The organism is Gilliamella sp. B3482 (assembly GCF_026536805.1).
In the GTDB taxonomy this organism is placed as follows: domain Bacteria; phylum Pseudomonadota; class Gammaproteobacteria; order Enterobacterales; family Orbaceae; genus Gilliamella; species Gilliamella apicola_E.
Genome location: NZ_JAFNNL010000001.1, coordinates 246097 through 271549 on the forward strand (window position 1 = coordinate 246097; position 25453 = coordinate 271549).

The window sequence follows — 25453 nt, forward strand, 5'->3', positions numbered from 1 at the left end:
TTAAAATTATTTTATTTGTTCACATCTACCACAAAACGACCTTTTGTTTGGCCTACTATCATGTTCTGCGCAGTATCAACACACTCATCTAAGCGAATAGTATTGCCTATATGAGCCAAAATTTTATCATCTAAATGCCGAGCTAATAAGTTCCATGCGGCAATACGATTATCATAACTTGCCATTACGCTGTCGATACCTGCCAATGTTACCCCGCGCAAAATAAAAGGTGCGACAGTTGCCGGGAAATCCATTCCTTGTGCTAGCCCACAACAAGCTACAATGCCACCATACTGAGTTTGGGCACATACATTAGCTAAGGTATGAGAGCCAACCACATCAACAACGGCTGACCACTGTTCTTTTTGTAAAGGTTTACCAGCCTCTTTCAACTGTTTACTATCAATAATATTGCTTGCACCAAGTTTGTTTAAATATTCTTTGTCAGTTAATTTACCTGTTGATGCAGTAACTTGATAACCCAATTTGCTTAATAAAGCTACCGCAACTGAGCCAACTCCGCCACTCGCCCCTGTCACCAGTACTGTTCCGCTTTGTGGTTTTATCCCAAAATCAACAATACGTTTTACACACAATGCAGCAGTATATCCAGCGGTGCCAATAATCATCGATTGATAGGGTGTGATATTTTGGGGTAATGGAATTAACCAATCTGATTTTAAGTAAGCATATTGCGCCAGACACCCCCAATGGGTTTCACCACATCCCCAACCATTTAAAATAACAGTATCACCAGCTTGATAACGATCACTGCTTGATTCAATAACTGTACCGACACCATCAATACCCGGCACCATAGGCCATTGCCTAACAACAGGACTTTTATTAGTTAACGCTAATGCATCTTTATAATTGATGCTTGAATAGTGAATTTGAACTAGAGTATCACCCTGTTGTTGCAGCAACTGTTGTTTAGTGATGGTTTTTAATGAATGTGAAAACCCATTAATCTCATCTTTTTCTAAAATAATGGCGTTGAATGACATGATAATTCCTTAATACCTACAGCAATAAAATCATAATAAATAGTCAAATAACCAAATGCAATAATTTGATGAGTAAAAGCACTATTCAATTAATTTAAAAGCCTGATAGTTATCAGGCTTAATAATAAATATTGGTTAACTTAAGATTAAGATATCATTATCTAGTTTTTCCACGATTTACTTTTTCTGATACTGCACCAATAAATACAACATCACTTGATGAATTAAGCGCAGTTTCAACCGAATCTTGAATAACACCAATAGCTATACCGATACCAATGACTTTAGCTGAAATTTCGTTAGGTATTCCAAACATACTACAAGCGACAGGAATAAGCAGTAATGAACCACCTGCGATTCCTGATGCACCACAAGCGCATATACTCGTCACAATACAAAGTAATACTGCAGAAAGAATATCAACGTCTATATGCAAAGAATTTACGGTAGCTAACGTTAAAATAGTGATAGTAATTGCCGCTCCTGACATATTAATTGCTGCTCCCAGTGGTACAGCGACAGAATAAGTATCTTCATCCATTTTTAATTTTTTACAAATTTCGATATTAACTGGAATATTTGCTGCTGAGCTACGAGTAAAGAAAGCAGGAATAGCACTATCTTTTAATGAGGTAAAAACTAATGGATACGGATTTTTACGCATTACAATATAAGCTAATAATGGATTAATAATTAATGCCACAATTAACATACAAGACACTAATACAACTAATAGATGAGCATACTTAAGTAATTCACCAAATCCTGTTTCTGCAAGTGTTGAAGCAACCAAACCAAAAACCCCTAATGGAGCAAAACGAATAATGATTTTTACAATGAATGAAATTGCTAAAGAAAGATCGCTCATCATTGTTTTGGTTGTTTCACTTGAGTGTCTTAATGCAATCCCAATTCCGACTCCCCAAACAATGAGCCCAATATAGTTAGCATTAACAAGCGCATTAACTGGATTGTCTATCATTTTATTTAGCAGAGTTTTTAATACTTCAATAATACTACCTGGAGGTGTTAATTTACTCTGATCAGCAGCATCACCTAATGAAATATCAGAAGGGAAGATGAAACTAGCAATAGTTGCTAACAAAGCGGCCAACATCATTCCCGAAAAATATAGGGCAAAAAGTTTACCCATATTAGCGCGTTTACCACGTTGGTGATTAGATATTGACGCAATAACTAAAATAAGTACCAAAATTGGCGCGACTGATTTTAAGGCATTAATAAAAAGCGAGCCAATAAAAGACATATTTAACGCAACGTCTTTAGAAATTGCTGCTAATGTTATACCTAAGAGCAAACCCAAAACAATTTGAGGAATAAGCCCTACTTTAAAATAAAAACGCACCAAAGGATTGGTTGAATGAGTCATGGAACTTCCTTATATAACAAAACAATGCAAAAACATTACCATAAATAAATCTTAAAACTATAAAAAAATTATTATGATAACTATTTTTTATATGACTTAGATTAATTATTAAGATTAATTATTTTAAATGAATAAAGAAAAAAACCGATACTTTCTATTAAAAGTATCGGTCAGGAAGATAAACAACTTAGTTTATTACTCGTGTTACCAATTAGCTCTTATTCCTAAAGAGCCATTAATTGGCGACTTAACGTTTGCATCTCCACTATTGGACCAAGTATGACCAATCTCAGTATAAGCACTAACTTGATTATTAAATTCATAACTACCACCAATAGCCAATTCCGTACTTGTATAACCAGCACCACTATTAAATTTAGTTGAGGCTCTGGAACAATCAAATCTTATACGATCTGAACCATCGGGCGAATAGTATAAATTTAAACGAGTATAAGGGTGGAATGTTCCTAACTCTGACTGAAAATGATTTTCAAGTCTAGCACCCACTCGGAAAAGCCATGAATCATTATGACTTTGTTTGACGGTGGTATTACCACTTATATGACTATTATTAAGATTCATCCATTGGTGAATAATTTGAAACTGAGGTTCAATTCGCCAATCATAATAATTTAAATCAAATGCTTTACCGACTTCCGCAGAAGCACTTAACCCTATTCCTTTTTGTTTACTATTTTTATTATAATTTGGTTTAATGTCTACTTTATGACGCCCCCCTTGGAACACCAAATCTAAGTAAGCCCCATTCTCATCCATATAGTTGCCATAGAGACCTAAGAAATAACTATTTGAGCGATTTTTTCCTACATATCCTTTCATACTGCTGGCAAAACCATCAACATCTAAACTACCATGTAAATAACCGAAGTAACCACCTGCACGCCAATAGCTATCTTCTTTTTTCCAGATATCGCTACCTATTTGGAAACCAGTATAATTTCCTTTGCTATGTGTATCAGCTATACCATTTTGTTTTATATCTGTGCGCTCAGCGATTATTCGTCCCCAACTAATTTCTGAGTCTGGTAGTAAAGTATTACCAATACGTTGATGCATATTTGCTTGCATAATTAAATCAGCCTGACGTAATTGTGCCGCTACCCCAGCAAACATTGGTACTTCTTTACGATAAGCAACCTTATTCGGAGACACTGGATTAACAGGTTGCTCTGGGTTTGTTGGGTTTGTTGGGTTTGTTGGGTTTGTTGGGTTTGTTGGATTGGTTGGATTGGTTGGATTCGTCGGATTAGTTGGTTCAGTAGGTTTACTAGAACGTAAGTACCAGTTATTATTTTGTTGATTAATATCACCTTTATGTAAATAGTATTCATAAGCGCCCACATCTAAATGTGATCCTTCTAAATTAAATGCATCGTTCGAACTTACACCATTAACATTGACAATTTCAATACCATTCGTATTACCTGTATCTGCACCTAATCCACCAATATTGGTTATTTTAACCAATGTATTTCCGGAAGCATTCCCTCCAATAAACAACTTATCAGTTGAGCTACTACTATCTTGCAATACTGTATCAAGCAAAAGCTGACCATTATTACCAATATAATTACCGGTTATAGTTAGATGATCTCCAGTAAAATTATTATTCAGCGCAATAGTACCACTATTATAAACATCGCCACTTACCGAAGCTTGATGTATCCTTGGAACAAAATCTAAAATAGCATTTGAATTTAGAGTAAGCTTATCGGTATTTAAGTTACCAGTTAATGATAACCTTCCGTTTGAACCAACATTGATATTTTCCCAGTTAAGGATCGCTACATCACCACGAATACCTACTGAATCAGAAGATCCAACTAGATGGGTACTAAAATTAAGAACATCCATTTCATTCGATGAACTAGCTCGAATATTTTTACGTCCACCATCAATCATGGTTAAATCTGAAATATCAGAGCCTTGATTGATATTAAGCGTATCATCACCTGTTCCTAGCAATATTTTACCACTTACTTTAGAACCACTATTTAAATTAACAATAGAATTGGTCACATCATTTCTTATTGCAGTACCAAGAACAGAATAAACATTAGAACCATCATTAAGGTTAATATTAGTTGTTGTGTCTGATTTACCCGTTGTATAGATACCCGCATCTAAATTATTGTTTACATCGGTCCCATTCGCATAAACCGTATCATAGATATCAATAACCGTTGAGCCAGTACCGCTGTTATTGATTGTTATTCCATTATTTTTACCAAAAATTGTTCCAGAATTTTGTTTAACATTAACATCAGTGCTTGTACCTCGATTATTAATAACTATACCAGCTTGTTGTTCACCACTAACCGTTCCATAAGTAGTAATAGTTGTAGAACCAGATCCTGTATTCTCTAATTCTATGCCATTTCTTAAACCATTAAGGCTACTGGTTGCTAATTGTTGAACAGTCAAGTTAGTAGCATTATTTTCATTTATAGCATAAATAGCATCATCTTGATCAGCTTCAATGTTGCCATTTAAGAGAATTTTTGTTTCGCCATTTCCTTTATTTGTTAAATTGAGTCCTTTATTATGGCCCTTAACAAAACCTGAGTCGTTCAAAGAAACAATTAAGTTCTGTGCCGCAACATCATTAAGCACAAAAATGCCATCAGAATTATTACCAAAAACCTTACCTGCAATTTTTATTTCAGTCGTTCCACTTCCTTTATTGGTTACATTAAGTCCATTATAATTACCTGTAATCGTACCTCCAAATTGATCAATATTAAGATTATTGGCTGTACTATTATTTAAAACGAACAAACCATGTTGTTGAACACTCTCTAAATCGCCTGAAGTTTTGACACTTGTTGAACCGACACCATTGTTAACTAAATTAACCGCATTTAATAAACCTTTGATTTTTCCTGCTATCTGAATTAAATTTAAGTGACTTGATTGTGTACCATTTTGAACTACAACGCCTTCATTAATATCGCCTGTTACTGAGCCACTAAGATTAACATTTGTATTCCCTTTTCCATTATTGGTTAAATTAATGCCACGAAGTTTGCCAGCAATACTACCTGCTGATTGGATTATCGTTAAATCACTTGATGTATTACCGTTAGTAACCACAATACCATCATTTTGATCACCAATAATATTTTTAGCTGTTTGAATTGACGTATAGCCCTGTCCATTATTCGTTACATTTATGCCATTAAGATTTCCATGAATTGTGCCATTTGACTGAATAACGCTCATATTAGAGGTTGTCGAATTGTTATTGATTGCCCTAATTCCATCGTTTTGAGCACCTTCAACAACACCAGAAGTTGAAATGATCGTCGACTTTTTACCATTATTAGTGATATTTATGCCATTATTATGACCTTTAATCGTACCTGATATCTGATTTAATTTTATATTACTAGAACTAGTTCCATTTACAACTACAATACCATCTTGTTGATCACCCTGAATATTATTTTTAGTTGAGATAGTGGTATCACCATTACCATTATTCAATAAATTCACACCATTCACATGACCATAAATACTACCGCCTAACTGTCTCAAAGACATAGCAGTTGATGTATCTGAAAGATTTTTAGCAACAATACCATCAATTTGCTCACCTGTTACCGAACCAGAAATGATTAAATCACTAAATCCATTACCATTATTAAGAATATTAATACCGTTATTATGACCTTTAATTTGAGAATCAGCCATTTGCGTTAAAAAGACATCTGATGTTGTACTTGACGACTCTGAATAAATTGCATCATTATTACGACCTTCAACATAACCAGCAATGGTGATATCAGTTTGTTCCTTACCATTATTATAAGCGGCCAAACCATAACTTTGCCCACTAACCGTACTACCATCATATTGATTAATTGTAATATTCTTGCTATTAGTGCTATTTTTTACAAATATACCTTCACTACTCAATCCATTCACATTACCGGAAACAATGATTTCAGAGATACCATTACCTTGATTTTCAGCACTTATTCCACGATTATGCCCTTCAATACTGCCTCTTGATTGATTAATAGTTAAATCGGTAGATTGAGTCCCATTGAGCACTGATATACCGTTATCCTGATTACCAGAGATTATTCCAGCTGTATTAATAATGGTTAAACCTTTACCATTATTAGTAGCCTCTATGCCCGATTTACTCCCTCTCGTTTCACCACTCACTAATTGTGTTATTTTGATATCTTGTGAATTGCTACTATTTTGAGCATTAATTCCATCCCCTCCGTTACCAAAAACTTTCGCTAATGTATTGATGCTCAAAATACCATTGCCATGGTAATTAATTTCTACCCCATTTTTACTACCTGTAATGGATCCATCAGATTGGACAAATGAGAAAATATCAGAAGAATTTGTATTTTCATACCCATTACCGTTGGGATTATTTACATCACCGGTACAAGCCTGATTATTTGGATCGCTAGTAATACACTGAGCAAAGCTTGGATTTGTCATTGCTAAAGTTATGCTTGTTGTAGTAATAAATTTGATTAGAAATGCTTTACCTTTAAATTTTCCTTTCCTTGAATTACTAACAGCATATTGCGAATTCAAAATTAACTTATTTATTTTATTCATATTTTATCTCACTAAATCTTTTATTGGTTATAATCCAATTTTTAATTTAAAAACATGAAAAACTTAATTAATGAAACTCTTGAATAATGTGATCCTTACATTTCAAAATAAATACTGGATTTATTTTTTAAATAACTTGGATAACATGTTGATAGATAAAACAATTATTACTTTATTGAAAAACAAAGCTCAAAATCATTTTTAAATATTTAAGATGGAAAAAAGAAAAGTATTGATAGTTCAGAAATATTAAGGAATTAACCTTTCAAAAAAATGAACTATCAATTGCTAGTTGTACCATATACCATTAAAAACAACAATAAAATTATAAAAATTTACATATAATAATGTAAAGTTTCTTATAAAACTGCTAAGCAATATTCTAATTCGAAAGCAATTATAGAAAATTATTGTTAAAAATTAGTCAATAACATAATTTATAGTAATAAAATTATTCATCTCGGTTTTACTAAATCAACACACTCATAATGGTCGTTTTTATAATCAAAATTTTATAAACTAAAAAGTTATATTAATTACTTTTCAATTTATTTATAAGAACTGACATAGAATTATAATTAGGAATATAGGAAATGAAGTATTATCTGGAGTTTAAGGATACATTATCGAATAAATTTTGGTATATCACCCAACAAGACGAATCCCTAACAATCGTATTTGGTAAGATAGGAACAAAAGGACAAACACAAGTTAAAACGTTTTCATCGCCTGCCGATGCGGAAAAAGAAGCCAACAAACTGATCAGATCGAAAATCAAAAAAGGCTATCAGGAAAAAGCGATCCCACCAGCGCTTGAACAATCAACCTGTACAGAAAAAACAATCATCAAAATGCCCGATGCCCCAAAACCGAAAAACCACCCCAAACCCACACCACCCAAAGATGTGATCGATGATGGTAAAGAAAAACCGTGGTTTGACCTAGATGAATGGGCTGGTGAAGGTAAACCGAATCCATTTGATTTAGAAGAGTTACGTAAAGTACCTCCCGTTCAACAACTAACAAAAAATATTAATAACCCGATCAAAGAAGGCACTTTAACCAAAACACCACAAGAACAAGAATTTGATAACTTAAAAATATTGTTACAAAACTATATAAAGCAAGGTGAGCAATTCGATATCGAAGCGACATTTGAACAATTAAAAGCATTAAGTCCAAATGATCTTAAATTTCAAATTTTTATCAGAGAGATGCTTCAACTCATTTTTTCAAAACTTATGAAGAACATCTCACCTATGCATTTTGATTGCATTACTTATCTTTTGAAAATTAGAGATCCAGAAAATAAATTTGTAGGCATCTTTGCCCAAGGCGTGATGAAATATATTTATGACCACAACAAGACTCACGTCGAATCAATCCATCGTCTGGCTGAACAATATCTTACCGATTATCCGATACAAATGGTGGATAAAATAGTTAACGCATTACAGAGCATTTTTGATACTACTCAGGCAGAAGATGAAAAAAATATTCCAGCTAACAAATTCCCTGAAAATGTTTGTGGCTTTAATATCACCTTTGATTATAAAACGCTGGAAATATATGCTTTATTCAATGAACGAAATTCCAAACGCTATTATTCAGAAAGTATAAATGAGCTAGAATATAATGCGAGTATTTATGGTGTTGAGATAAATAATCAATATTTAGTTTCACTACTTACCGAAAAACTTCAAAAAATGCTGGATGATGGTTTTTTTGGTGATATGACTAGTAAATATTTCAGAATTAGTCTTTGTCAACCGGATAATATTCTTATCGAAACACCAATAGAACAAACCTACCGACAAACAAAGATACTTGAGCTTGAAAGCGACCTAAAATATCTGGAGCAATCAGAAGAATATCATGCAGATTTGCTAACTAACACGGTTGAGGAATATTTTGCCTTCAATGGCATTATTGATAATTATGATACCGATAGAATTTTAGCATTATTAAAAAAATATCTTTATTCGGGTGAAAAAGAGGCTGAATCGAAGGGACGTTCTTTGTTAAGGAAATACGAAGATTTTGATTATAACAAATGGCGTTTAGTTTATTTACAGTTTGAATGGGCAAATTTTGGATTTAAATATGCTGATATACATATTCAACCCTTAGTTGATAAAGGATATGAACCAGCAATTCTACAAAAACAAGCGTGGGATAAGCTGGGCATTATTGATAGTAAGTTAGGAAAAAAAGACAATTCAGACAATCAATCAGAAACCGAACGTTTTTATGATACTTTTACTGAAACTGATGTTTTTTGTGAAACTGACACCATTATCGCCAGAGCCATGCCTACGGGCGGTGAAATTTACTTACGCTTCAAACAAGAAAGTGAACAGGCATATTCGGATGCGCTTGATTATTTAAATGGCTTAATGGCAAAAGGTTATTCAAATATATTTGAGGGGCATTGGCTTCATATTTATTTTGTTGCCAAGCCTGAATACTATTCTGAATTCGCTAAATACGTTGAAGAATATGAAGACTTTGAAGAATTAGAGCTAGGGGCAGGAGGAATCGCTTGTTGTTCACATGTCTTTTTCCGCAAAGCAGCCATGTACGAAAGTTTACATGATAAAATTCGAGAGTTTGTTGACTTAACCATGTATGAATTTGATTATAGTTTTGATTTACAAGATGAATATAATTCAGTCGCCGGAGCATTTGCTGCTATTGCTCTGGCAATGACGGATGTAAAACATATGGATTTGGCTATTAAATTTGCACTTGAAACCGATGGTGACCATGAATATTTGGCAGGTAATTTTGGTATTGTTCTGGAAAAATATTGGGGTATTACGCCCGAAACTGCGGTTGCGATTGCGCTATTGCAATTAACTCAAGGTCAACATATGTCTGAATTATCCAGTCAATTTTATAAAATTCCGCAAAATTTAGCTAGTCTGACGGATTATTACAGAAGTAACGAGCCCAAAAACCCATATTGTAAATTGACTTATTTAGTAGAATATCTTTTTGGTGAACCTAATGATAGTCTTAAAAAGTTAAAAAAATTATTTAATAATGCGACTGATCCGCAAGAAAAACTGATATATGCAGATTTTCATGATTTAGCTTTAGAAGCTCTTAAGGATGAAGGAGAAGTTAGCAGTCAACCAATTTTTTATAACATCTCACCTAAACCAAAAAGCGATTCAGAACCGTTAATCATCGATGAGCAAGATTTTATTGAAAATCCACCTTGTGTCATTACACCATTGCAAGCTAAAAAACGCGGTTTTGATCTCGATGAATTATATACTTATGATTCCCCATGGAGAGCAATTATTTTTGCACCATTAACGATAACGAATCCCTACATTTTCGATGCTATTATCCAATTTTATAAAGTGCAGAATAAAATAAATCCCGACTCTACTATTATTTGGGGTGCAGAACAGGCGTATTGCTTTGGAAAAAAAATAGTGATTGATTTTAGTGGCACCCCCTATCAAGTGGGTATGGGAATTTATGGTAAAAACCAAGCTCAGCTAATTTACGGTGTAATGGATTTTTCTAAGATTGCTGTTGCAATGAACAAACAAGCGCCTGATAAAGAAAAATTACTCGCACTGCGAAAACAACACTATTACTTCGATAGTCCCAAAGGAAGCCCAAATATTGATAAATCCAAGCCCGGTATAATCTATTTGGATGAAGCTTTAAGAGCTGGGATTTATAAGGATGATAATTATCGGGCAATCAAACAGCTTGAAAAAATTACGTCGGATATGGGTGAAGTATATGATGCCTCACTACTGTTTATGGCATATATGCAGCAGAAAAAACTAGATTATGCCATGGAGAGACTGGAAAGAAAACTCGATACTACTGAACTAAAACAGGTGTACCAAACTGCACAAAAACGCCTGCCACAATATCAAGAATACTGGCAGGAAAAGTTAGCGAAATTATAAAAAAGATGCAAATAAAATTAAGATGGACCTCCTTCTAGACCTATAAAACTAGGAGGAAGTCAAATCTAGGTATATTTAATAATTTGGTTATTATTACCTTGTTCATCTTTAGCTTAGTTTTTTATCACAGTTTAATTAAAATTTATATTTCATAACTAATTAATCCTAAATTGTGATAACTTTTTTAGTGATATATAATCTTTTTAGTTTTCTTAATTAACTAAGGAACAATAGTTAAAGGAATATTAAACATGTCTAGTCAAATAGTTTCATATGTAGATAGAGCAGTACAGTTGTTGAATAAAATCGGCATCATGGTTAAACCTCAGGCTGATGCGCCAATTTTAAAGTTATTGGATAATGTTGCTGAAATTGATAAAAATCGTATTATCGCCATTGCTCACACTTTGCAACAACAAAGCGCATTTAATGAAGTAGTCCGGGAACAAATTGATGGCGTACATGTTTCTGATCGCTATTCTAATATTGTTAAGCATTTTGATAGTATTCGTACCGATATGGAAAAAATGCTTGGTTGGTTAGATGACGGAAAGTTAGATCTTTTGGAAAAAATTAAAATGGGTTGGATGACATTTCAACGTGGTTCTATTCCTGATCGTTTTAGTTTAATAAAAAAAACCTATTTAGATGTTTCAAAAGAAACAAGCAATCAAGTCGAGCGTGAACATATTATTTTAAACGCCTACCAAGATTTCCGTTTTGGACTAAAACAAGCTCAAATCGTTGCTGAAGAAGTACTGCAAATTGCGACAGATCGTCTTGAAGAACGCAAACAAAAATTAACCGACGCTATTGCTCAAGTTGATAATTTTACAGGTGATGATCATGTCGCTCGAGGACGATTAGAACTTGCTAGAGACGAAGCTCTACGCAATGTACAACAAGAAGATAGCCGTTATCAAATCATCTTAGATCTCGCCAATAATTTAACCGTTTCTTATAATTCTGCCGAAGCAGTATTTGCAAGATTGCAACAAACAACCTCCATAAAAGAGCGTGTCTACCAACAAAGTGTAAGCTTTTTTTCAACCAACGAAATTGTATTTACTGCATTAAGCGCTTCTATAACTTCATTGACAGGTTTGAGTGAAAGCACTAAAACACTAGAAGCAATGAAAGATGGTATGAATAAAGGCATTGAAAGTATTGCTACTTCAGCTAATAAGCAACTTGAAGAAGGTTTAAGAGCTGGTTATGGTTCGACGATTAAAGCTGATTCTTTACGTGCATTAGTTGAAGCCATTGTCAATTATCAAGAATCAAGCCAACAATTAATTACAGAGCTAAGAAATGAATCGATTGATAATGCTAAAGAAATCGATCGTATAGTGGAAGATGGAAAACAGCGCTTTAATAATATTATCTTGAAGGTTGATGGTTAATGCAGGATGTTAAACTTAGTGACCAACTAGGTGCAATGGCAATAATTGATGAATTATATCAAAAACAACAATTACTACTTGAGCACCTTGACCGCGAAGGATTACGAGCTAATTTAAAAGAAAACATTAAAACCTTCTATGAAGCCAAAGGTCAAATTGTGGACGATAAAATCGTTGATGAAGGAATAGATCTTTGGTTTGATAATCGGTTACGGTTTGTTGCACCTAAACGTCCTTGGTTTCAACATTTTCTAGTTCGTTGTTATATCAAAAGAAAGTTAATATTTAGCCTTTTTAGCATATTCTTATTTATTTTAGCCTTAATCTTTTTTAATAATTTAATCTATACAAGAGACGTTAGACAAGAAATTGATAGTTACTATAGTCAAATATTAGCGTCGGAAGATTCATTAACAGAATTACGCAACGAGTTTAAGCAAATTGATAAAACTTCTGTTCATTATGCGCAGATTCCAGTAAAAAATTTAAAGACCTCAATTTCTAATCTACTTAGCCAGAAAATTATTCCTACAGTCACCAAGCCAACCATTAACGGGGCTTTTATTACAGATGATGAAAATAGTTTAGTTAAACAATTTAAGCAAATTAATGACTCAGTAACCACTAAATTGTCGGATATTAGAACTCAATTAAATATATTAAAAAAATTATTGGAAGATGATAAGCGGCTAGCTAATTTAATAGATGATGATGAGTTTATAAAAACAAGCAAAGAGTATCACGTACTACAAAATGCAGTCGATACCGTTCTTGATAATCTTAATCAAGGACAAAGAGTTATCGATTTCAATCAAATTGAAACACTTTACAATTCCACTGAACGAGCAAAAACCATTATAAATAAAATTCAGATTGATAATCAGAAATTATTAGCCCTAAAAGTTCCGAAGTCGGATATGGTACCTGTTATTGCTTTACAAAGTGATTTACTAGCTGACCTAAAAAATCTCAACTTTGATAACTTTGAAAATTATCAACAAATGATGTCTTATTATTTCAATCTAGCTCAAACTAATTTGACACTCACTATTGTCGACAAACCTAATTATAAATCTGGAGTTGAGCGCACCCACGAAAAAACAAACGGTAAATCTTGGTATGTGATTGTCACACCAACAACATCATCCGGAATAGCAACACCGCTATGGGTAACCAGTATTGAAACAGGTGAAACGAAACTCGTAGATATGTTTGGTCAGCAGGTTTCTCAAAAAGAATTTAATAAGGTTAAAAGAGATAAAATTGCCGATGGGCATATTGATGAAAATAAATTATGTAAAAAACCAATTGGTCGTCTAGAATTTAACTGTCCTAATACAGTTAAAACAGGTAGGATTTTAGAGTGGTAAATATGCAATCTAGCAATATTGAACGAAGTATTGAAATAAAACTTCAGGAAATCTTTAGTGCAATCGAGAAAACTAATAACGAGGTGCAAAACTCTCGTCAAAAAATCCTTGATTTGACAAATAAACAAGTAGAGATTTATCAAAAGATAGCGACTATTTATCTATTAGAATCTCCCCAAAATAACGATTTGGAAATTCAGAAAATCATTAAACAGTTAAAGGATTTAAACTGTAATTTAAAAAATAAATCCAGTAATTTAGATCATTTTATTGCTGATTCCCAACAAAAAATGGATGAAACATTATTAAAATTAGATGAATTAACCGCGGAAAAGATTCGACAACTTGAAAGTGATGCAGATTATCTATCACTATTAAATAATTATAACATTACTAAAGACGAGCTAACCAAAGAAACAAAAAACTTCAAAAGTTCACAACAAGAATTTTCAACCAAGTTGAAACAATATCAACAAAATTACTATTACAATTATTTAATTAATCGTCGCTTTGGAGAGAAAAATTATAAAGCCTTCAAAATATTTCGTTATTTAGACTCATGGGTAGCAAGGTTTATCAATTTTTCAGAAAATTTCAAAAATCATAAAATGCTTAAAGATTTATATAAAGAATCTCAGTTACGGTTTAATAATAAAAAACGAGCATATGAGCAAGCATTAAAAGCAAAAGAGCGGAAAGAGCGCGAGGTTGATACTAACCTAAATTTATCTAAATTGAAAAAAACAATAGCGCTAACTGAGCAAGATTTAGCACATTATAAAAAACAGAAACAAGATACAGAAAATACCTTACAAGAACTTCAAAAAGGCAATAATTCACAGTTTAAACTAATTTCAAATCAATTAGTTAAACTCTTACAAAAACAATCTCTAAGTCAACTTAATGATTTAACTTTACAAACTAAATCAACAGAAGATGATAAATTATTAGAAAGAATTGTCACGATAAATAAACAAATACTTGATATTGATGCATATCTGGCCACATTATTAAAAACGCTTAACGAATTAGACAATGTTTATAATCGTTTTGAACAAACATTCTATTTATTTAGGGAAAACAATATTCCTAGCTCAATTTATGAATATAACATACCACCGTTCAAGCTTAATGATTTATTAGACCAGCTATTTAGCAATCAAATTTTTCCAGAAACAGTTGTTCAAACCCTTTTTGGGTATAGAGCAATAAGGAGAGAATTAAAATCATCTAATCATAATTCAGGATGGTCGCGAGACGATTCATCATCAAGGAGATCTTCTTCTTTCTCTTCATCCTCATCACGCTCATCATCATCATCTTCCTATTCGAGCTCATCTTCCTCTTCGAGTTCTTCCTCCTCGTCATCTTATAGTTCATCAAGTGACAGTGGGTTTTCATCCAGCTCATCAACAGGTGGCGGAGGTTTTAAAACGACTGATAGTTTCTAATCAGGACAAAAATAATCGTGTTGGAACTAAGTTAACAGCTAAACTTTGTATAGAGATGAAATTGGAGCGGGAAACGAGGTTCGAACTCGCGACCTCAACCTTGGCAAGGTTGCGCTCTACCAACTGAGCTATTCCCGCATATTGAACGCTTCGAAAGAAGTGGTGAGCATTATACAAAAATATTTATATCTGACAACCTATTTTATTCTTTATTTTTTGTTTTTCCAGCTAAGTGCTTCAAAAACACCAAAAATAAAAAATCTAAGTGCTTTAAATTTATCCTGTTCTTTTTCTTGATTAACCATTGTTGATTGTAATATCCATGCTTGTAATCCATGAATAAGTGTAAAAGCAACCAATCCAATATAAGCAAGAATATTTGCTGGTTTAGGAAACGGATGAACAAGATTAAATAATAAAAATAACCATATAAATAAATAGACTAGTTTACCCAAAAGTATGAACATTATCTCTCTTCTCGTATAAATAAATAGCTATGAACTTGCCCTGCTGTCTTCTCTCGATGCAAATACCAATTTGATGGAATATTAAAATCATGCCCCAGCTCAGATTCAATATAAATATAAGCAGATGGGCTTAGCCAATGGTTATTCTCAAGAAGCTCTAGTGTTTTCTCGATTAAAGAATAATGAAAAGGCGGATCGATAAATACAATATCAAATTGTCTTTGGGCTGGTCTATCAAGCCATTGAAAAGTATCTGTCGAATAAATTTCGACATTATCACATGCAATCAACTGCTTATTTTTCTTAAGCTGATTGGCAACTTGTTTATCTTTCTCTAATAATGTGACATTTTGAGCACCGCGTGATGCGGCTTCAAAACCTAATGATCCACTACCAGAAAAACAATCCAAACAAACACTATTTTGTATAACTGGCATTAGCCAGTTATACAAAGTCTCTTTTACTCTATCTGTGGTTGGTCGCAAGCCTTGTTTATCAAGTACTGACAACTTTCTTCCGCGCCATTTTCCACCAATAATTCTTATAGAACCATTCATATAAAAACCTTACTTAGAATAGTTCTTGCGTATTACCTTGTGAATCCTTCACGCTGGTACCAACTTCTTGCGATCCATAGGTAGTTGGCTCGGTTCCCTTGATAAAGTATTCTGACATCGTTCTCGCTCCAGAACCTGGTAACATACCGGTTCGCTGATCGATAGTAACAGAAATAACATTATCCGGTTTTACATCTTGTTTTTCAGGTATATCTTTAAGAGCAACTTTCATATAGTCAACCCAAATAGGGTTAGCGGTAACTGCACCGGCTTCAGCGCGGAAAGTTCGACCTAAAGCACGTCGGTGGTCATCAAACCCCATCCAGACCGAGGTAACAATGTTACCGCCGAAACCAGAAAACCAAACGTCTTTCGATTGGTTAGTTGTACCCGTTTTACCACCAACATCCTTACGACCTAATGCTTTTACACGCCAAGCAGTACCTTGCCAATCCGAACCGCCAAAAACAATTGTTCTTAGTCCATCTTTCATAATATATGCAATACCACTATCAACGGTGTGTGGTGCATATTTAGGTGTCACATCAGTGGTTTTATTGTCTTTATTAATATTAGGTAAGATTAAATTATCTTCTGTTTTAAGATTTGCCTCTTCAGGCTCTTCACTACCCGTCTCATTTGATTCGTTTTCAACGTTATCTAACGATACTGAAACAGAATCAAATTTTACCACTTCATCTTTACAGTTATGACAAGCAATCAATGGTTGATGCTGATAAATTACGCCACTATCATTGTCATATTCAATTTTTTCGATTAAGTAAGGCGTAATTAAATACCCACCATTAACAATAACGGAATAAGCACGTGCAACCTGCAATGGCGTAAATGAAGCTGAACCTAAAGCAAGTGATTCATTATGTGAAATATTCTCTTTTGGGAATCCAAAACGTTCTAAATACGTGGCAGCATAATCGATACCGATTGCGCGTAATGCACGTACCATCATCACATTTTTAGACATCCCTAAACCAATTCGCATTCTTAATGGACCAGCATAAGTAGGCGGTGAATTTTTTGGACGCCAAGTCACACTACCTGTTGTACGAACGATCGGCGCATCATTAAGTAGCGTCGCCATCGTTAGCCCTTTCTCTAACGTAGCCGTATACACAAATGGTTTTATATTAGAACCTAGTTGACGTAAAGCTTGTGTTGCACGATTAAATTTACTTAAATTGAAATCATAACCACCAACAATCGCCTTAATTGCACCATTATCAGAATCAAGAGAAACAAGTGCAGCGTTAACTGCTGGAATTTGCGCTAATGCCCAATTCTCACCAGATTTTTTAACCCAAATCAGCTGACCTGGTTTTAAAGTATCATTAACCTTTCTCGGCGAGGCACCTTGTTGATTATCACTGATAAATTTTCGCGCCCATTTCATATCTTGAAAGGCAATAGTAATATTACTTTTATCGGATAATACTGCTTTTGCTTCCTTATCAGATGATTCTAGAACCACGGCTGGGCACATCCCGCTATAGCAAATATATTTATGTAAAGCTTCTTGAATTTTTTCGTCACTTAGTGCCGGCTCATTATTTTGCCATAACACTTTTTCAGGTCCACGATAGCCATGTCGCATATCATAATCAATAATATGCTTTTGTATTGATTCTGTTGCTGCCACCTGGTCTGTCTTAGATATGGTGGTATAAACTTTATAACCATCGGTATAAGCGTTCTCACCAAATTTATCGAACATAAACTGTCTTGCCATTTCAGCAACATATGGCGCAGAAAATTCAATTTTTGGCGTATGATAACTTGCATTTAAAGGCTTCTTAGTCGCTTCATCATATTGCGCTTGAGTAATATAATTTTGATCTAGCATACGACCTAAAACCCAATTACGTCTTGTTAATGCTTTTTCTGGGTGGGAAATTGGATTATAGGCAGAAGGCGCATTTGGTAAACCAGCTAGTAGTGCCGCTTCATCGATAGTTAACTGATCTGGCGTTTTACCAAAGAAAGTATATGAAGCAGCAGCTACACCATAAGCACGCGAACCAAAGTTGATCATATTAAGATATAACGCCATTATCTCGTCTTTAGATAATTCTCGCTCCATACGAATTGCAATAATCATCTCTTTTACTTTACGAGAAATACTTTTTTCTGGTGTTAAAAAGAAGTTTTTCGCCACTTGTTGGGTGATAGTACTACCACCTTGTGAAAAGCTCTTATCCTTCAACCCGATATACATAGCACGCACAATACCGATAGGATCAATCCCAAAATGCTCATGGAAACGTGCATCTTCGGTAGCTATAACAGCATTAACGACAATCGGTGGGATTTCATCATATTTTAGAGGAATTCGGCGACGTTCACCAAAAATAGCGATTAGTTCACCATCTTTACTTAATACTTGCATTGGGGTTTGCAAGCGAACATCTTTTAAAGTCGCTACATCTGGCAGATCTTTAGAATAATAACTGTAGCCAGCGATACCTATCACTAAGCCACAAAGTACTAAACCGATTATAAGTTTAAGGCAAAATTTTAATATTTTTAATATTATCACAAATCATTCCTATCCAATTGATTTTAAATCAAAGAAAGATAATAAAACTGTATTAATTGATCTCAATCCATTTTAGCCGATGAGTATACTACTTACTCGAAAAGACTCAAAATAAAAAGCGACGCTAACCCATGCTTAAAAAATTGTTTAAATCCATTAAACAATTATTAACATATTAAATTAAAAAAAGAAATTTACCTTTAATATATTTTCACTTTCATATTCCATTACTTATTAGTTTATAACTTAATTTTTTAGCAGAACTTAATAGATCAGATATTAAATACCACATAGGTTTGCTACAGGTTAAACAACTAATTGATAGGTTCTCAAAAGTTAGTAAATTTTCAAATTATTTTGTGTATTATCTCACAATATTTTTATATTTTTAAATAAAACTGATAAAACGAATAGATAATTGTGATTTTATCAATTTAAACAATATTAATATGTGGAGCACAAAACTTACCCCTTCGTTATTACAATTTTTGAGTGCAACCTGCTTTTATCTTATTTTGATTATTCTTTGCTTATTGCAATTAGCGCAGACTTCATTAAATAGTTATACTTTTATTTTAATATTAATCTTAATAATCGAATGGTGGCGTAGTATTTGCTATTTCAAAACTATAAAAGGTGAATTTGCTCTATTTGAATATATACACCAAATTTATTGGTACAAACAGCGTTGGTATTTAACGCGAAAACCACTACTACTACGTTATATAATCATTATTAATTTAAAATCACGGCGAAATGGTAAAAGAAGAACTCTTTTTTTAATGATTGATAACCTTGCGCCTAATGACTGGCGCACACTTCGTTATCATTTCAAAAAAATTGATTTATCAAAATAGGTAATAAAAAATAGCTTAACACACTATATTAATGAGATTTTTTAATCCAATATTCAAATGGTATGGATTCAACTTGTGAGTTAACTAATTGGTGATCCATATGCCGGCAAAAGCTCGGGATATCACGTGTTGTGGCCAAATCATCAGCAACAACGTGCAGTATTTGACCAACAGCTAATTCCCTAATCGCTTTACGCACTAGCATAATCGGCTCAGGACAACGCAAACCTAATGTATTTAATTCTTTATCAATAATCATAATTAATAGATTAAAGTAAAAGATTAGCTAAATAATGGGGAACAGCATCATCAGCATTAGATCCAATGACTTCCAACTCAGGAAGCAGTGCTTTAAGTTCAGGACTCGCATCTTGCATAATACAGCCCTTACCTGCCATTTTTAACATCTCATAATCATTCATACCATCACCAAAAGCGATGCTGTCTTTAAGTTGATAGCCTAAGCTTTCAACCACTAACTTTAATGCACTGCCTTTAGTCACATTTTCCGCCATAACTTCAAGACAGTTTGGCGTTGAAAACGCGATGCTAACTTTATTACCATATTGCTTTTCAATTTTGTCCTTCAACTCCACCAAATAATGGTTATGGCTAATATCAGAGGTCGTAAAATAAATTTTGGCAATATCACTGGTATCAAAATTAGTTGGATCAAAAAATTGATATTTAAATTTTGTATCAACAAAAAAGCTAAGCGAATAGGCATCAGGTTTATTAATCAGCCAATCATCGCCACGGTAAACATGAGTATAAATATATGGACTGTCTTTACAAATTACCGCCAACTCTTTAGCTAAATTAGGATCAAAACTACGGCTAAAAACTAAATTACCATTACTATCGTGAACTCTTGCCCCATTTGATGTAATCATAAAAGCATCGATTTCCATATTTTCACGCATTTGAGTAACATCAATATGGTGTCGGCCTGTCGCAAAAGCAAAATGAATACCCATTTCCCGTAATGCCTGAAGAATTTTTTTTGTAAACGGCGATAAACTATGTTCGGTATTTAACAAAGTACCATCTAGATCAGAAGCAACAAAATGAAACATGATATTCTCAACTTTTATAATAATTGGTGATTAGAATAACGACACTTTGCAGAGAATCAACTAACTCAATACAAAGTCATAAATTATGGTAGAGTATGATACAACTCCATCGCTATTTACTCAACTAATTGCGGAGTAATAAAAATCACTAATTCCCTTTTTTGATTTTTTTTAGCATTATATTTAAAGGCATTCCCAATAATTGGCACTTGAGCAAGACCAGGTACTTTCTTTTTCCCATTACTATTAACTTGCTGAAAAATTCCACCCAAAACCACGGTTTCACCATCTTTAACTTTCACTTGAGTTTTAATTTCTTGCGTTTCAATGGCTAAAGCTTCTCCCCCATCACGGCGCTTAATCGAACGACCCGTAGTATTTTGTGTGATATATAAATCCAAAATCATTTGTTTATCAGCAACAATTTTAGGCGTAACTTCTAAACCTAATACCGCTTGTTTAAATTCAATGGATGTCGAACCATTCCCCCCCGTTGACACTTCGTACGGAATCTCTGTTCCCTGCTTAATCGATGCCATATTTTGATTTGCAGTTAATAAATTCGGACTAGCAATAATTTCTAACTGATTTTCTGATTCTAATGCTGAAAGTTCCAAATTCAACAAACTACCAGAAAGTTTCGCTAAATTAAAACCCACAGAAGAAGAAGGATTAACGACCCCAAGGTCAACATCCAGCTGATTAAAAAATTGTGAAGATTTACCCAAATATCCCCATTTAATCCCTAACTCCTCCATACTCTCATCACTCATAGTGACAATATGGGCCGAGATATGGACTTGTGGAATGGGTTGATCCAAAGCCTTAACTAACTTCTTAATATCCGCAAATTGTTTGGTCATATCAGTAATAAGCACTGAATTGGTTCGCTTATCAACTATCGCCTTTCCGCGTTCAGATAATAATCCTTGTTGCTGGATGGTCTCTACTAAATTATTAGGATCGCCATGTTTAATCGGAATAGTTAACAAGGTTAACGGCTGATTTAATTCCTGTTCCTTCTGCTCTAATAACTCTCTTTGCGCAAGCACCTCCGGCTCAATAGATTTTGAGACAAACAAAATATTGTCCTCAATTTCGGCCTGTAAATTTGCTGAATTTAACACCACTTTTAAAGCTTTTTGCCAATCAACATTCTTAAGTTTGATGGTTTGTTTAGTTGATATATCATCTATCATCACTAAATTCATCTGCTTATTATCAGCCAGCGCTTGCAAAATAATTGCGACATCCGTTTGATAAAAATTCATTGAAATAAGATCATTTGATTCTTTCTTTGCTGAAATGGAAGGCTCTGCCAAACATGGAATTGATAAAAGCATAAGCAAAATCGTCAATAGCCTTAAATTCTTTGCTAATTGACTAACTAATTGACTAAATAGTTGGCTGGCTTGATTCATTAATTACAACCTCAAATATCGATCTCATCTTATTTAGTTAACGGCATTGTCCAAAGCACTTTATCGTTACAATACACAGGTAAACTTGCTTGCCATAAAATTTTATCGCTTAACACAGCTTCAATTTCCCACGGAAACAAAACATGTGGAACATTATTATCAGTGATAGCTAACCAATCATTATCTGACGAAAGCCATAATTGCTGATAATTAACGCGTTGAATAGATCCTCTAAATTGCCAAGCCTGAATCTGCATATTTAAAAGATCAGTTTGTTCTTGGCAACCTAGCTCGATCTTTTGCAAAAAAGGATCGCGATGACCATCAGCATTCACTATGAAACAACACATCATCAATGCAAAAACAAATAAATAGCGACTCATTGCATACCCTTCTTAAACAACAAACTAAATCTAATCCGCAAATAATTATCTTGCTTACCGATTGATAACTGTTGAAAGTTCAAATAGTAGAAATTCTCGTTAAAATCGCCAATAAATTTCATAAAATCAGAAAATTGCCCATTTAATTCAACATCCCAATAAGTTGCTGAATCATTTTGTTCCAGTTTGAACGACATCAACTTCAAATGATGACGATCAATAGCGTTAGCAAGTTCATGCTCGGTTATCAAAGTTAGCGAACTATTTTTAGCGGCATGATAACGTTCAATTCTTGCTTGAAGCATTTCAATTTCAACTTGCTTTTCTTGATACAACGCCATTTGCTGATCAGCTTGTTGCTTTAAGTCCTGAATAAAAAATTGATAACCAATAAAAAACAGTGTTAACGGTAATAAAATACAAACTAAGTATTGTTGCCAAATCGGCCTCTCTAGAAAGTCATTATTCATTCAACTCAATATCCATTTGAAACAATAAACTATCCTGACTTTTCTCGATATTTTTTACCTGACTTTTCGTTACATTTGCAGAAAGTTGCTGATTAAAATTGATAATATCCACATAATTGACACTACGACCGGTAATTTTAATTTTCTCAGGCTCATATTCGTACAGATTCAACCAAATCGTTGCTGGTAGTTTGTTAGAAAACATTTGTAGCGACTGTTGGATCTGTTTTTGACTTGGTGAAGGATTAGGAATATAAGATTCAGCCAACAACTCTTGTTGCAACACTTGTTGAGCAGATAGTTGTTGAGAATAGTGTTCGATGTCTGACTGCGTGTTCATCAAAAGATAAAAAAAATAACAGGTCAACACCCCGATAAAATTAACAACAAAAAGAAGTAACTTAAATTGGTGCTGTTTTGCCTTTTGTTTTCGCCATGGTAGAAAGTTAAATGAACTATTTTCAAAATGACTACCGACAAATGTTACTCCATATTTTTGGAACAAATCTAACCAGTCATTAACCGTTTTACGCTCACAAATAGCAATCATTAAAGTTTTAGGTGAAATGGATACATAATCAAAAAAAAGCTGATTGCCAGATTGTTGGAAAAGTTTATAGAGGGATGCTTCAACATAACTAGTCAATTCGCTTACCGTCAGTTTAACATCGGGATAAGTGGTTTTCTGGTACTGTACAAAATCATCACTTAAATTTAATTCAATTGACGTTAATCTTGGTAGTTTTAGATTATGCATAAACTGATCGACATCAGCCAAATCTTGATAAACGATAAAATCCTCATTCACCTTACCGCTTGATTCGACTAACTGATAGTGCAGTTTTGTGGGTTCGATATAAATTACTACGCGACTTTTGTTAAAAACCATCATACTAAATAGATTGAAAAACAATATCGTCCAATCTTAATCACAATTATCTAGATTCAAACCTACAAAATCCATTTTTGCGAAGTATCATCCAAAAAATGACTAAAATTACACCGAACAGGGCTAAATTTTAGGAAAAGTAAAAAAAAAGGTTGACTGAAATAAGACACGCCTTATAATGCACATCCACACGGTAAGGGTGATTAGCTCAGTTGGGAGAGCACCTCCCTTACAAGGAGGGGGTCACTGGTTCGAACCCGGTATCACCCACCAATTCTTACCGTGAAGTTTTCGAAAGAAACATTGGGGTGATTAGCTCAGTTGGGAGAGCACCTCCCTTACAAGGAGGGGGTCACTGGTTCGAACCCGGTATCACCCACCACTTACTACTTATTTTATGGGTTGTTAGCTCAGTCGGTAGAGCAGCGGACTTTTAATCCGTTTGTCGAGCGTTCGAATCGCTCACGACCCACCATTTTTTCTCTCTTGTCAAAACATCATTAATTAAACGCATCATTCAATATATTTATTATTTACCTCAAAAAATTTCGCTGAAGCGTCCCTTCAAAAGAAAAATAAAAGAAATAAGTGAGAACTCTTAATTAAAGATAAAATCGATAGAGAAAATGATGTAACGCAAAACAGCTATTGCCCTTAGGCAATAGCATAGAATAAAACGACATTTAAAAGGAGCGACTAACGGGTTACTCCATAACCTAACGGATAGAGCGCCTTCATATCGTTTGGTAAATCAGAAGATTGTTTGATAACACTATCCATTGAATCTGGTAATGCAATTGGCAATTTAGCATTATAAGGTTTGCTATCAAATAAACGTTTAAATAGCACCTCATCTTTAACACCAAAATTTGCTACAATAGCAATGAGAAAAAACAAACAGATTAAAAAAGTGTAACGCCAAAAGCGTCACATTATTGACCACAAATCACATAAACAATAAGTCGATAAGCAATATAAAACATCACCAGCCCAACAACCGAATCCAATATAACCCACATCCTTTTTTGCCTAAATAGAGGCGTAAGCAACCTAGCGCCATACCCAATACCAAAAAACCAAATAAATGACACACAAACTGCACCAATTAAAAACGCCCATTTTTGCTCAGTAGAAAACGTACCGGCAATCCCACCAACTATTACCACTGTATCCAAATAAACATGAGGATTAAGTAAAGTCACCGCAATTGTCGACAAAATCACTTTTGTTAAAGAACTCTTTCGTTGCTCGGCAGAATCAACCTGCATACTGCTATCACCTCTCACTGCGCTTTTAAATGCATTAAATCCATACCAAAGCAAAAACAATGCACCAAAGATGGCTAATGAATTAGTAATTATAGGATAACGACTAATAAAAGCCCCCACGCCCCATATACCAATAGTCATCAAAGCGAAATCACAAAAAAAACAGATGGCAGCAACAAAAAAGATATGATTTTTTAACAACCCTTGCTTAAGCACAAACAAATTTTGCGCGCCAATAGCAATAATTAAACTCGCTGAAATCATCGCGCCACGTAAAATATCGGTCAGCATTAAACCTAAAATCCTTAATCAACGAAAAGTAAGCATTATACAAAAACAAT

19 protein-coding genes and 4 tRNA genes are annotated in these 25453 nt (G+C 33.9%); 8 read left to right on the top strand and 15 right to left on the bottom strand.

The features are described 5' to 3' along the window. Positions 1–11: 11 nt before the first annotated feature. From J3U18_RS01185 to J3U18_RS01195, 3 genes are all read right to left on the bottom strand, one after another. Complete coding sequence (locus tag J3U18_RS01185; RefSeq protein ID WP_267352715.1) at positions 12–1007, bottom strand: MDR family oxidoreductase; 996 nt, start codon at positions 1005–1007, stop codon at positions 12–14. Positions 1008–1164: 157 nt separating this feature from the next. Then, positions 1165–2397: a serine/threonine transporter SstT gene (gene sstT / locus J3U18_RS01190; protein WP_065563085.1), complete on the bottom strand. Its 1233-nt coding sequence runs from the start codon at positions 2395–2397 to the stop codon at positions 1165–1167. 204 nt (positions 2398–2601) lie between these two features. After that, positions 2602–7008 (bottom strand): autotransporter outer membrane beta-barrel domain-containing protein, encoded by a 4407-nt coding sequence (locus J3U18_RS01195; protein WP_267352716.1) that lies wholly within the window; start codon positions 7006–7008, stop codon positions 2602–2604. A 593-nt stretch (positions 7009–7601) separates the two neighbouring features. Between J3U18_RS01195 and J3U18_RS01200 the strand changes: the two genes are divergently transcribed. The 4 genes from J3U18_RS01200 to J3U18_RS01215 all read left to right on the top strand — a co-directional run bounded on the left by J3U18_RS01200 (position 7602) and on the right by J3U18_RS01215 (position 15170). Next, entirely contained in the window at positions 7602–10946 is a 3345-nt protein-coding gene (locus tag J3U18_RS01200; RefSeq protein ID WP_267352717.1) for a DUF6138 family protein, read from the top strand. A gap of 251 nt (positions 10947–11197) precedes the next feature. Further along, entirely contained in the window at positions 11198–12349 is a 1152-nt protein-coding gene (locus J3U18_RS01205; protein ID WP_267330167.1) for a hypothetical protein, read from the top strand. Next, positions 12349–13719: a DUF6384 family protein gene (locus J3U18_RS01210; RefSeq protein ID WP_267352718.1), complete on the top strand. Its 1371-nt coding sequence runs from the start codon at positions 12349–12351 to the stop codon at positions 13717–13719. Before J3U18_RS01205 ends, J3U18_RS01210 begins: the two co-directional genes overlap by 1 nt. Next, positions 13713–15170: a hypothetical protein gene (locus J3U18_RS01215; protein WP_267352719.1), complete on the top strand. Its 1458-nt coding sequence runs from the start codon at positions 13713–13715 to the stop codon at positions 15168–15170. The genes J3U18_RS01210 and J3U18_RS01215 overlap by 7 nt, the downstream gene beginning before the upstream one ends. A 62-nt stretch (positions 15171–15232) precedes the next feature. On the opposite strand, the gene J3U18_RS01220 is transcribed toward J3U18_RS01215, so the two are convergent. The 4 genes from J3U18_RS01220 to J3U18_RS01235 all read right to left on the bottom strand — a co-directional run bounded on the left by J3U18_RS01220 (position 15233) and on the right by J3U18_RS01235 (position 18748). Then, positions 15233–15308: transfer RNA gene (locus J3U18_RS01220), tRNA-Gly, on the bottom strand. 71 nt (positions 15309–15379) lie between these two features. Further along, the gene (locus J3U18_RS01225) at positions 15380–15637 is read right to left on the bottom strand and encodes a DUF1145 domain-containing protein (protein WP_065563094.1); all 258 of its coding nucleotides are present in this window, start codon (positions 15635–15637) and stop codon (positions 15380–15382) included. Continuing rightward, a complete protein-coding gene (gene rsmD, locus J3U18_RS01230) occupies positions 15637–16194 on the bottom strand; it encodes a 16S rRNA (guanine(966)-N(2))-methyltransferase RsmD (RefSeq protein WP_065563095.1) in 558 nt (185 codons plus the stop codon). The genes J3U18_RS01225 and rsmD overlap by 1 nt, the downstream gene beginning before the upstream one ends. A 13-nt stretch (positions 16195–16207) precedes the next feature. Further along, positions 16208–18748 (bottom strand): penicillin-binding protein 1A, encoded by a 2541-nt coding sequence (locus J3U18_RS01235; RefSeq protein WP_218058442.1) that lies wholly within the window; start codon positions 18746–18748, stop codon positions 16208–16210. Positions 18749–19197: 449 nt separating this feature from the next. Here J3U18_RS01235 and J3U18_RS11870 point away from each other — a divergent pair, with 449 nt between their 5' ends. After that, a complete protein-coding gene (locus J3U18_RS11870; protein WP_065563096.1) occupies positions 19198–19605 on the top strand; it encodes a protein YgfX in 408 nt (135 codons plus the stop codon). A 28-nt stretch (positions 19606–19633) separates the two neighbouring features. Here the strand turns inward: J3U18_RS11870 and tusA are convergent, their stop codons facing one another. The 6 genes from tusA to J3U18_RS01265 form a co-directional block, all read right to left on the bottom strand. Next, on the bottom strand, positions 19634–19864 hold the full coding sequence (gene tusA, locus J3U18_RS01240) for a sulfurtransferase TusA (RefSeq protein WP_065563097.1): 231 nt from the start codon (positions 19862–19864) through the stop codon (positions 19634–19636). A 10-nt stretch (positions 19865–19874) separates the two neighbouring features. After that, positions 19875–20681 carry a Cof-type HAD-IIB family hydrolase gene (locus tag J3U18_RS01245; RefSeq protein ID WP_065563098.1) on the bottom strand — a complete coding sequence of 269 codons (807 nt, stop codon included), beginning with the start codon at positions 20679–20681 and terminating at the stop codon, positions 19875–19877. A gap of 116 nt (positions 20682–20797) precedes the next feature. Further along, complete coding sequence (locus J3U18_RS01250; protein ID WP_267352720.1) at positions 20798–22102, bottom strand: secretin N-terminal domain-containing protein; 1305 nt, start codon at positions 22100–22102, stop codon at positions 20798–20800. Positions 22103–22131: 29 nt separating this feature from the next. Continuing rightward, positions 22132–22485, bottom strand: coding sequence for a hypothetical protein (locus tag J3U18_RS01255; RefSeq protein WP_267352721.1), 354 nt, complete (start codon positions 22483–22485; stop codon positions 22132–22134). Then, on the bottom strand, positions 22482–22955 hold the full coding sequence (locus tag J3U18_RS01260; RefSeq protein ID WP_065734360.1) for a hypothetical protein: 474 nt from the start codon (positions 22953–22955) through the stop codon (positions 22482–22484). The genes J3U18_RS01255 and J3U18_RS01260 overlap by 4 nt, the downstream gene beginning before the upstream one ends. Then, complete coding sequence (locus tag J3U18_RS01265) at positions 22948–23847, bottom strand: PilN domain-containing protein (RefSeq protein ID WP_267352722.1); 900 nt, start codon at positions 23845–23847, stop codon at positions 22948–22950. The genes J3U18_RS01260 and J3U18_RS01265 overlap by 8 nt, the downstream gene beginning before the upstream one ends. A gap of 194 nt (positions 23848–24041) precedes the next feature. Between J3U18_RS01265 and J3U18_RS01270 the strand changes: the two genes are divergently transcribed. The 3 genes from J3U18_RS01270 (at position 24042) to J3U18_RS01280 (ending at position 24319) form a co-directional block, all read left to right on the top strand. Further along, positions 24042–24117: transfer RNA gene (locus J3U18_RS01270), tRNA-Val, on the top strand. Positions 24118–24150: 33 nt separating this feature from the next. Beyond that, positions 24151–24226, top strand: a tRNA-Val gene (locus J3U18_RS01275). 17 nt (positions 24227–24243) lie between these two features. Beyond that, positions 24244–24319, top strand: a tRNA-Lys gene (locus J3U18_RS01280). Between the two features lie 221 nt (positions 24320–24540). Here the strand turns inward: J3U18_RS01280 and J3U18_RS01285 are convergent. Together J3U18_RS01285 and J3U18_RS01290 are read right to left on the bottom strand one after the other, a co-directional pair. Beyond that, positions 24541–24693 carry a hypothetical protein gene (locus tag J3U18_RS01285; protein ID WP_220224988.1) on the bottom strand — a complete coding sequence of 51 codons (153 nt, stop codon included), beginning with the start codon at positions 24691–24693 and terminating at the stop codon, positions 24541–24543. 83 nt (positions 24694–24776) lie between these two features. Beyond that, on the bottom strand, positions 24777–25400 hold the full coding sequence (locus J3U18_RS01290; protein ID WP_416379869.1) for a LysE/ArgO family amino acid transporter: 624 nt from the start codon (positions 25398–25400) through the stop codon (positions 24777–24779). Positions 25401–25453: the final 53 nt, after the last annotated feature.

Excerpts from the sequence above, each read along its gene's own strand:
- J3U18_RS01185 (WP_267352715.1), bottom strand. The coding sequence starts at position 1,007 with ATGTCATTCAACGCCATTATTTTAGAAAAAGATGAGATTAATGGGTTT.
- sstT (WP_065563085.1), bottom strand. The coding sequence starts at position 2,397 with ATGACTCATTCAACCAATCCTTTGGTGCGTTTTTATTTTAAAGTAGGG.
- J3U18_RS01195 (WP_267352716.1), bottom strand. The coding sequence starts at position 7,008 with ATGAATAAAATAAATAAGTTAATTTTGAATTCGCAATATGCTGTTAGT.
- J3U18_RS01200 (WP_267352717.1), top strand. The coding sequence starts at position 7,602 with ATGAAGTATTATCTGGAGTTTAAGGATACATTATCGAATAAATTTTGG.
- J3U18_RS01205 (WP_267330167.1), top strand. The coding sequence starts at position 11,198 with ATGTCTAGTCAAATAGTTTCATATGTAGATAGAGCAGTACAGTTGTTG.
- J3U18_RS01210 (WP_267352718.1), top strand. The coding sequence starts at position 12,349 with ATGCAGGATGTTAAACTTAGTGACCAACTAGGTGCAATGGCAATAATT.
- J3U18_RS01225 (WP_065563094.1), bottom strand. The coding sequence starts at position 15,637 with ATGTTCATACTTTTGGGTAAACTAGTCTATTTATTTATATGGTTATTT.
- rsmD (WP_065563095.1), bottom strand. The coding sequence starts at position 16,194 with ATGAATGGTTCTATAAGAATTATTGGTGGAAAATGGCGCGGAAGAAAG.
- J3U18_RS11870 (WP_065563096.1), top strand. The coding sequence starts at position 19,198 with ATGTGGAGCACAAAACTTACCCCTTCGTTATTACAATTTTTGAGTGCA.
- tusA (WP_065563097.1), bottom strand. The coding sequence starts at position 19,864 with ATGATTATTGATAAAGAATTAAATACATTAGGTTTGCGTTGTCCTGAG.
- J3U18_RS01245 (WP_065563098.1), bottom strand. The coding sequence starts at position 20,681 with ATGTTTCATTTTGTTGCTTCTGATCTAGATGGTACTTTGTTAAATACC.
- J3U18_RS01250 (WP_267352720.1), bottom strand. The coding sequence starts at position 22,102 with ATGAATCAAGCCAGCCAACTATTTAGTCAATTAGTTAGTCAATTAGCA.
- J3U18_RS01255 (WP_267352721.1), bottom strand. The coding sequence starts at position 22,485 with ATGAGTCGCTATTTATTTGTTTTTGCATTGATGATGTGTTGTTTCATA.
- J3U18_RS01260 (WP_065734360.1), bottom strand. The coding sequence starts at position 22,955 with ATGAATAATGACTTTCTAGAGAGGCCGATTTGGCAACAATACTTAGTT.
- J3U18_RS01265 (WP_267352722.1), bottom strand. The coding sequence starts at position 23,847 with ATGATGGTTTTTAACAAAAGTCGCGTAGTAATTTATATCGAACCCACA.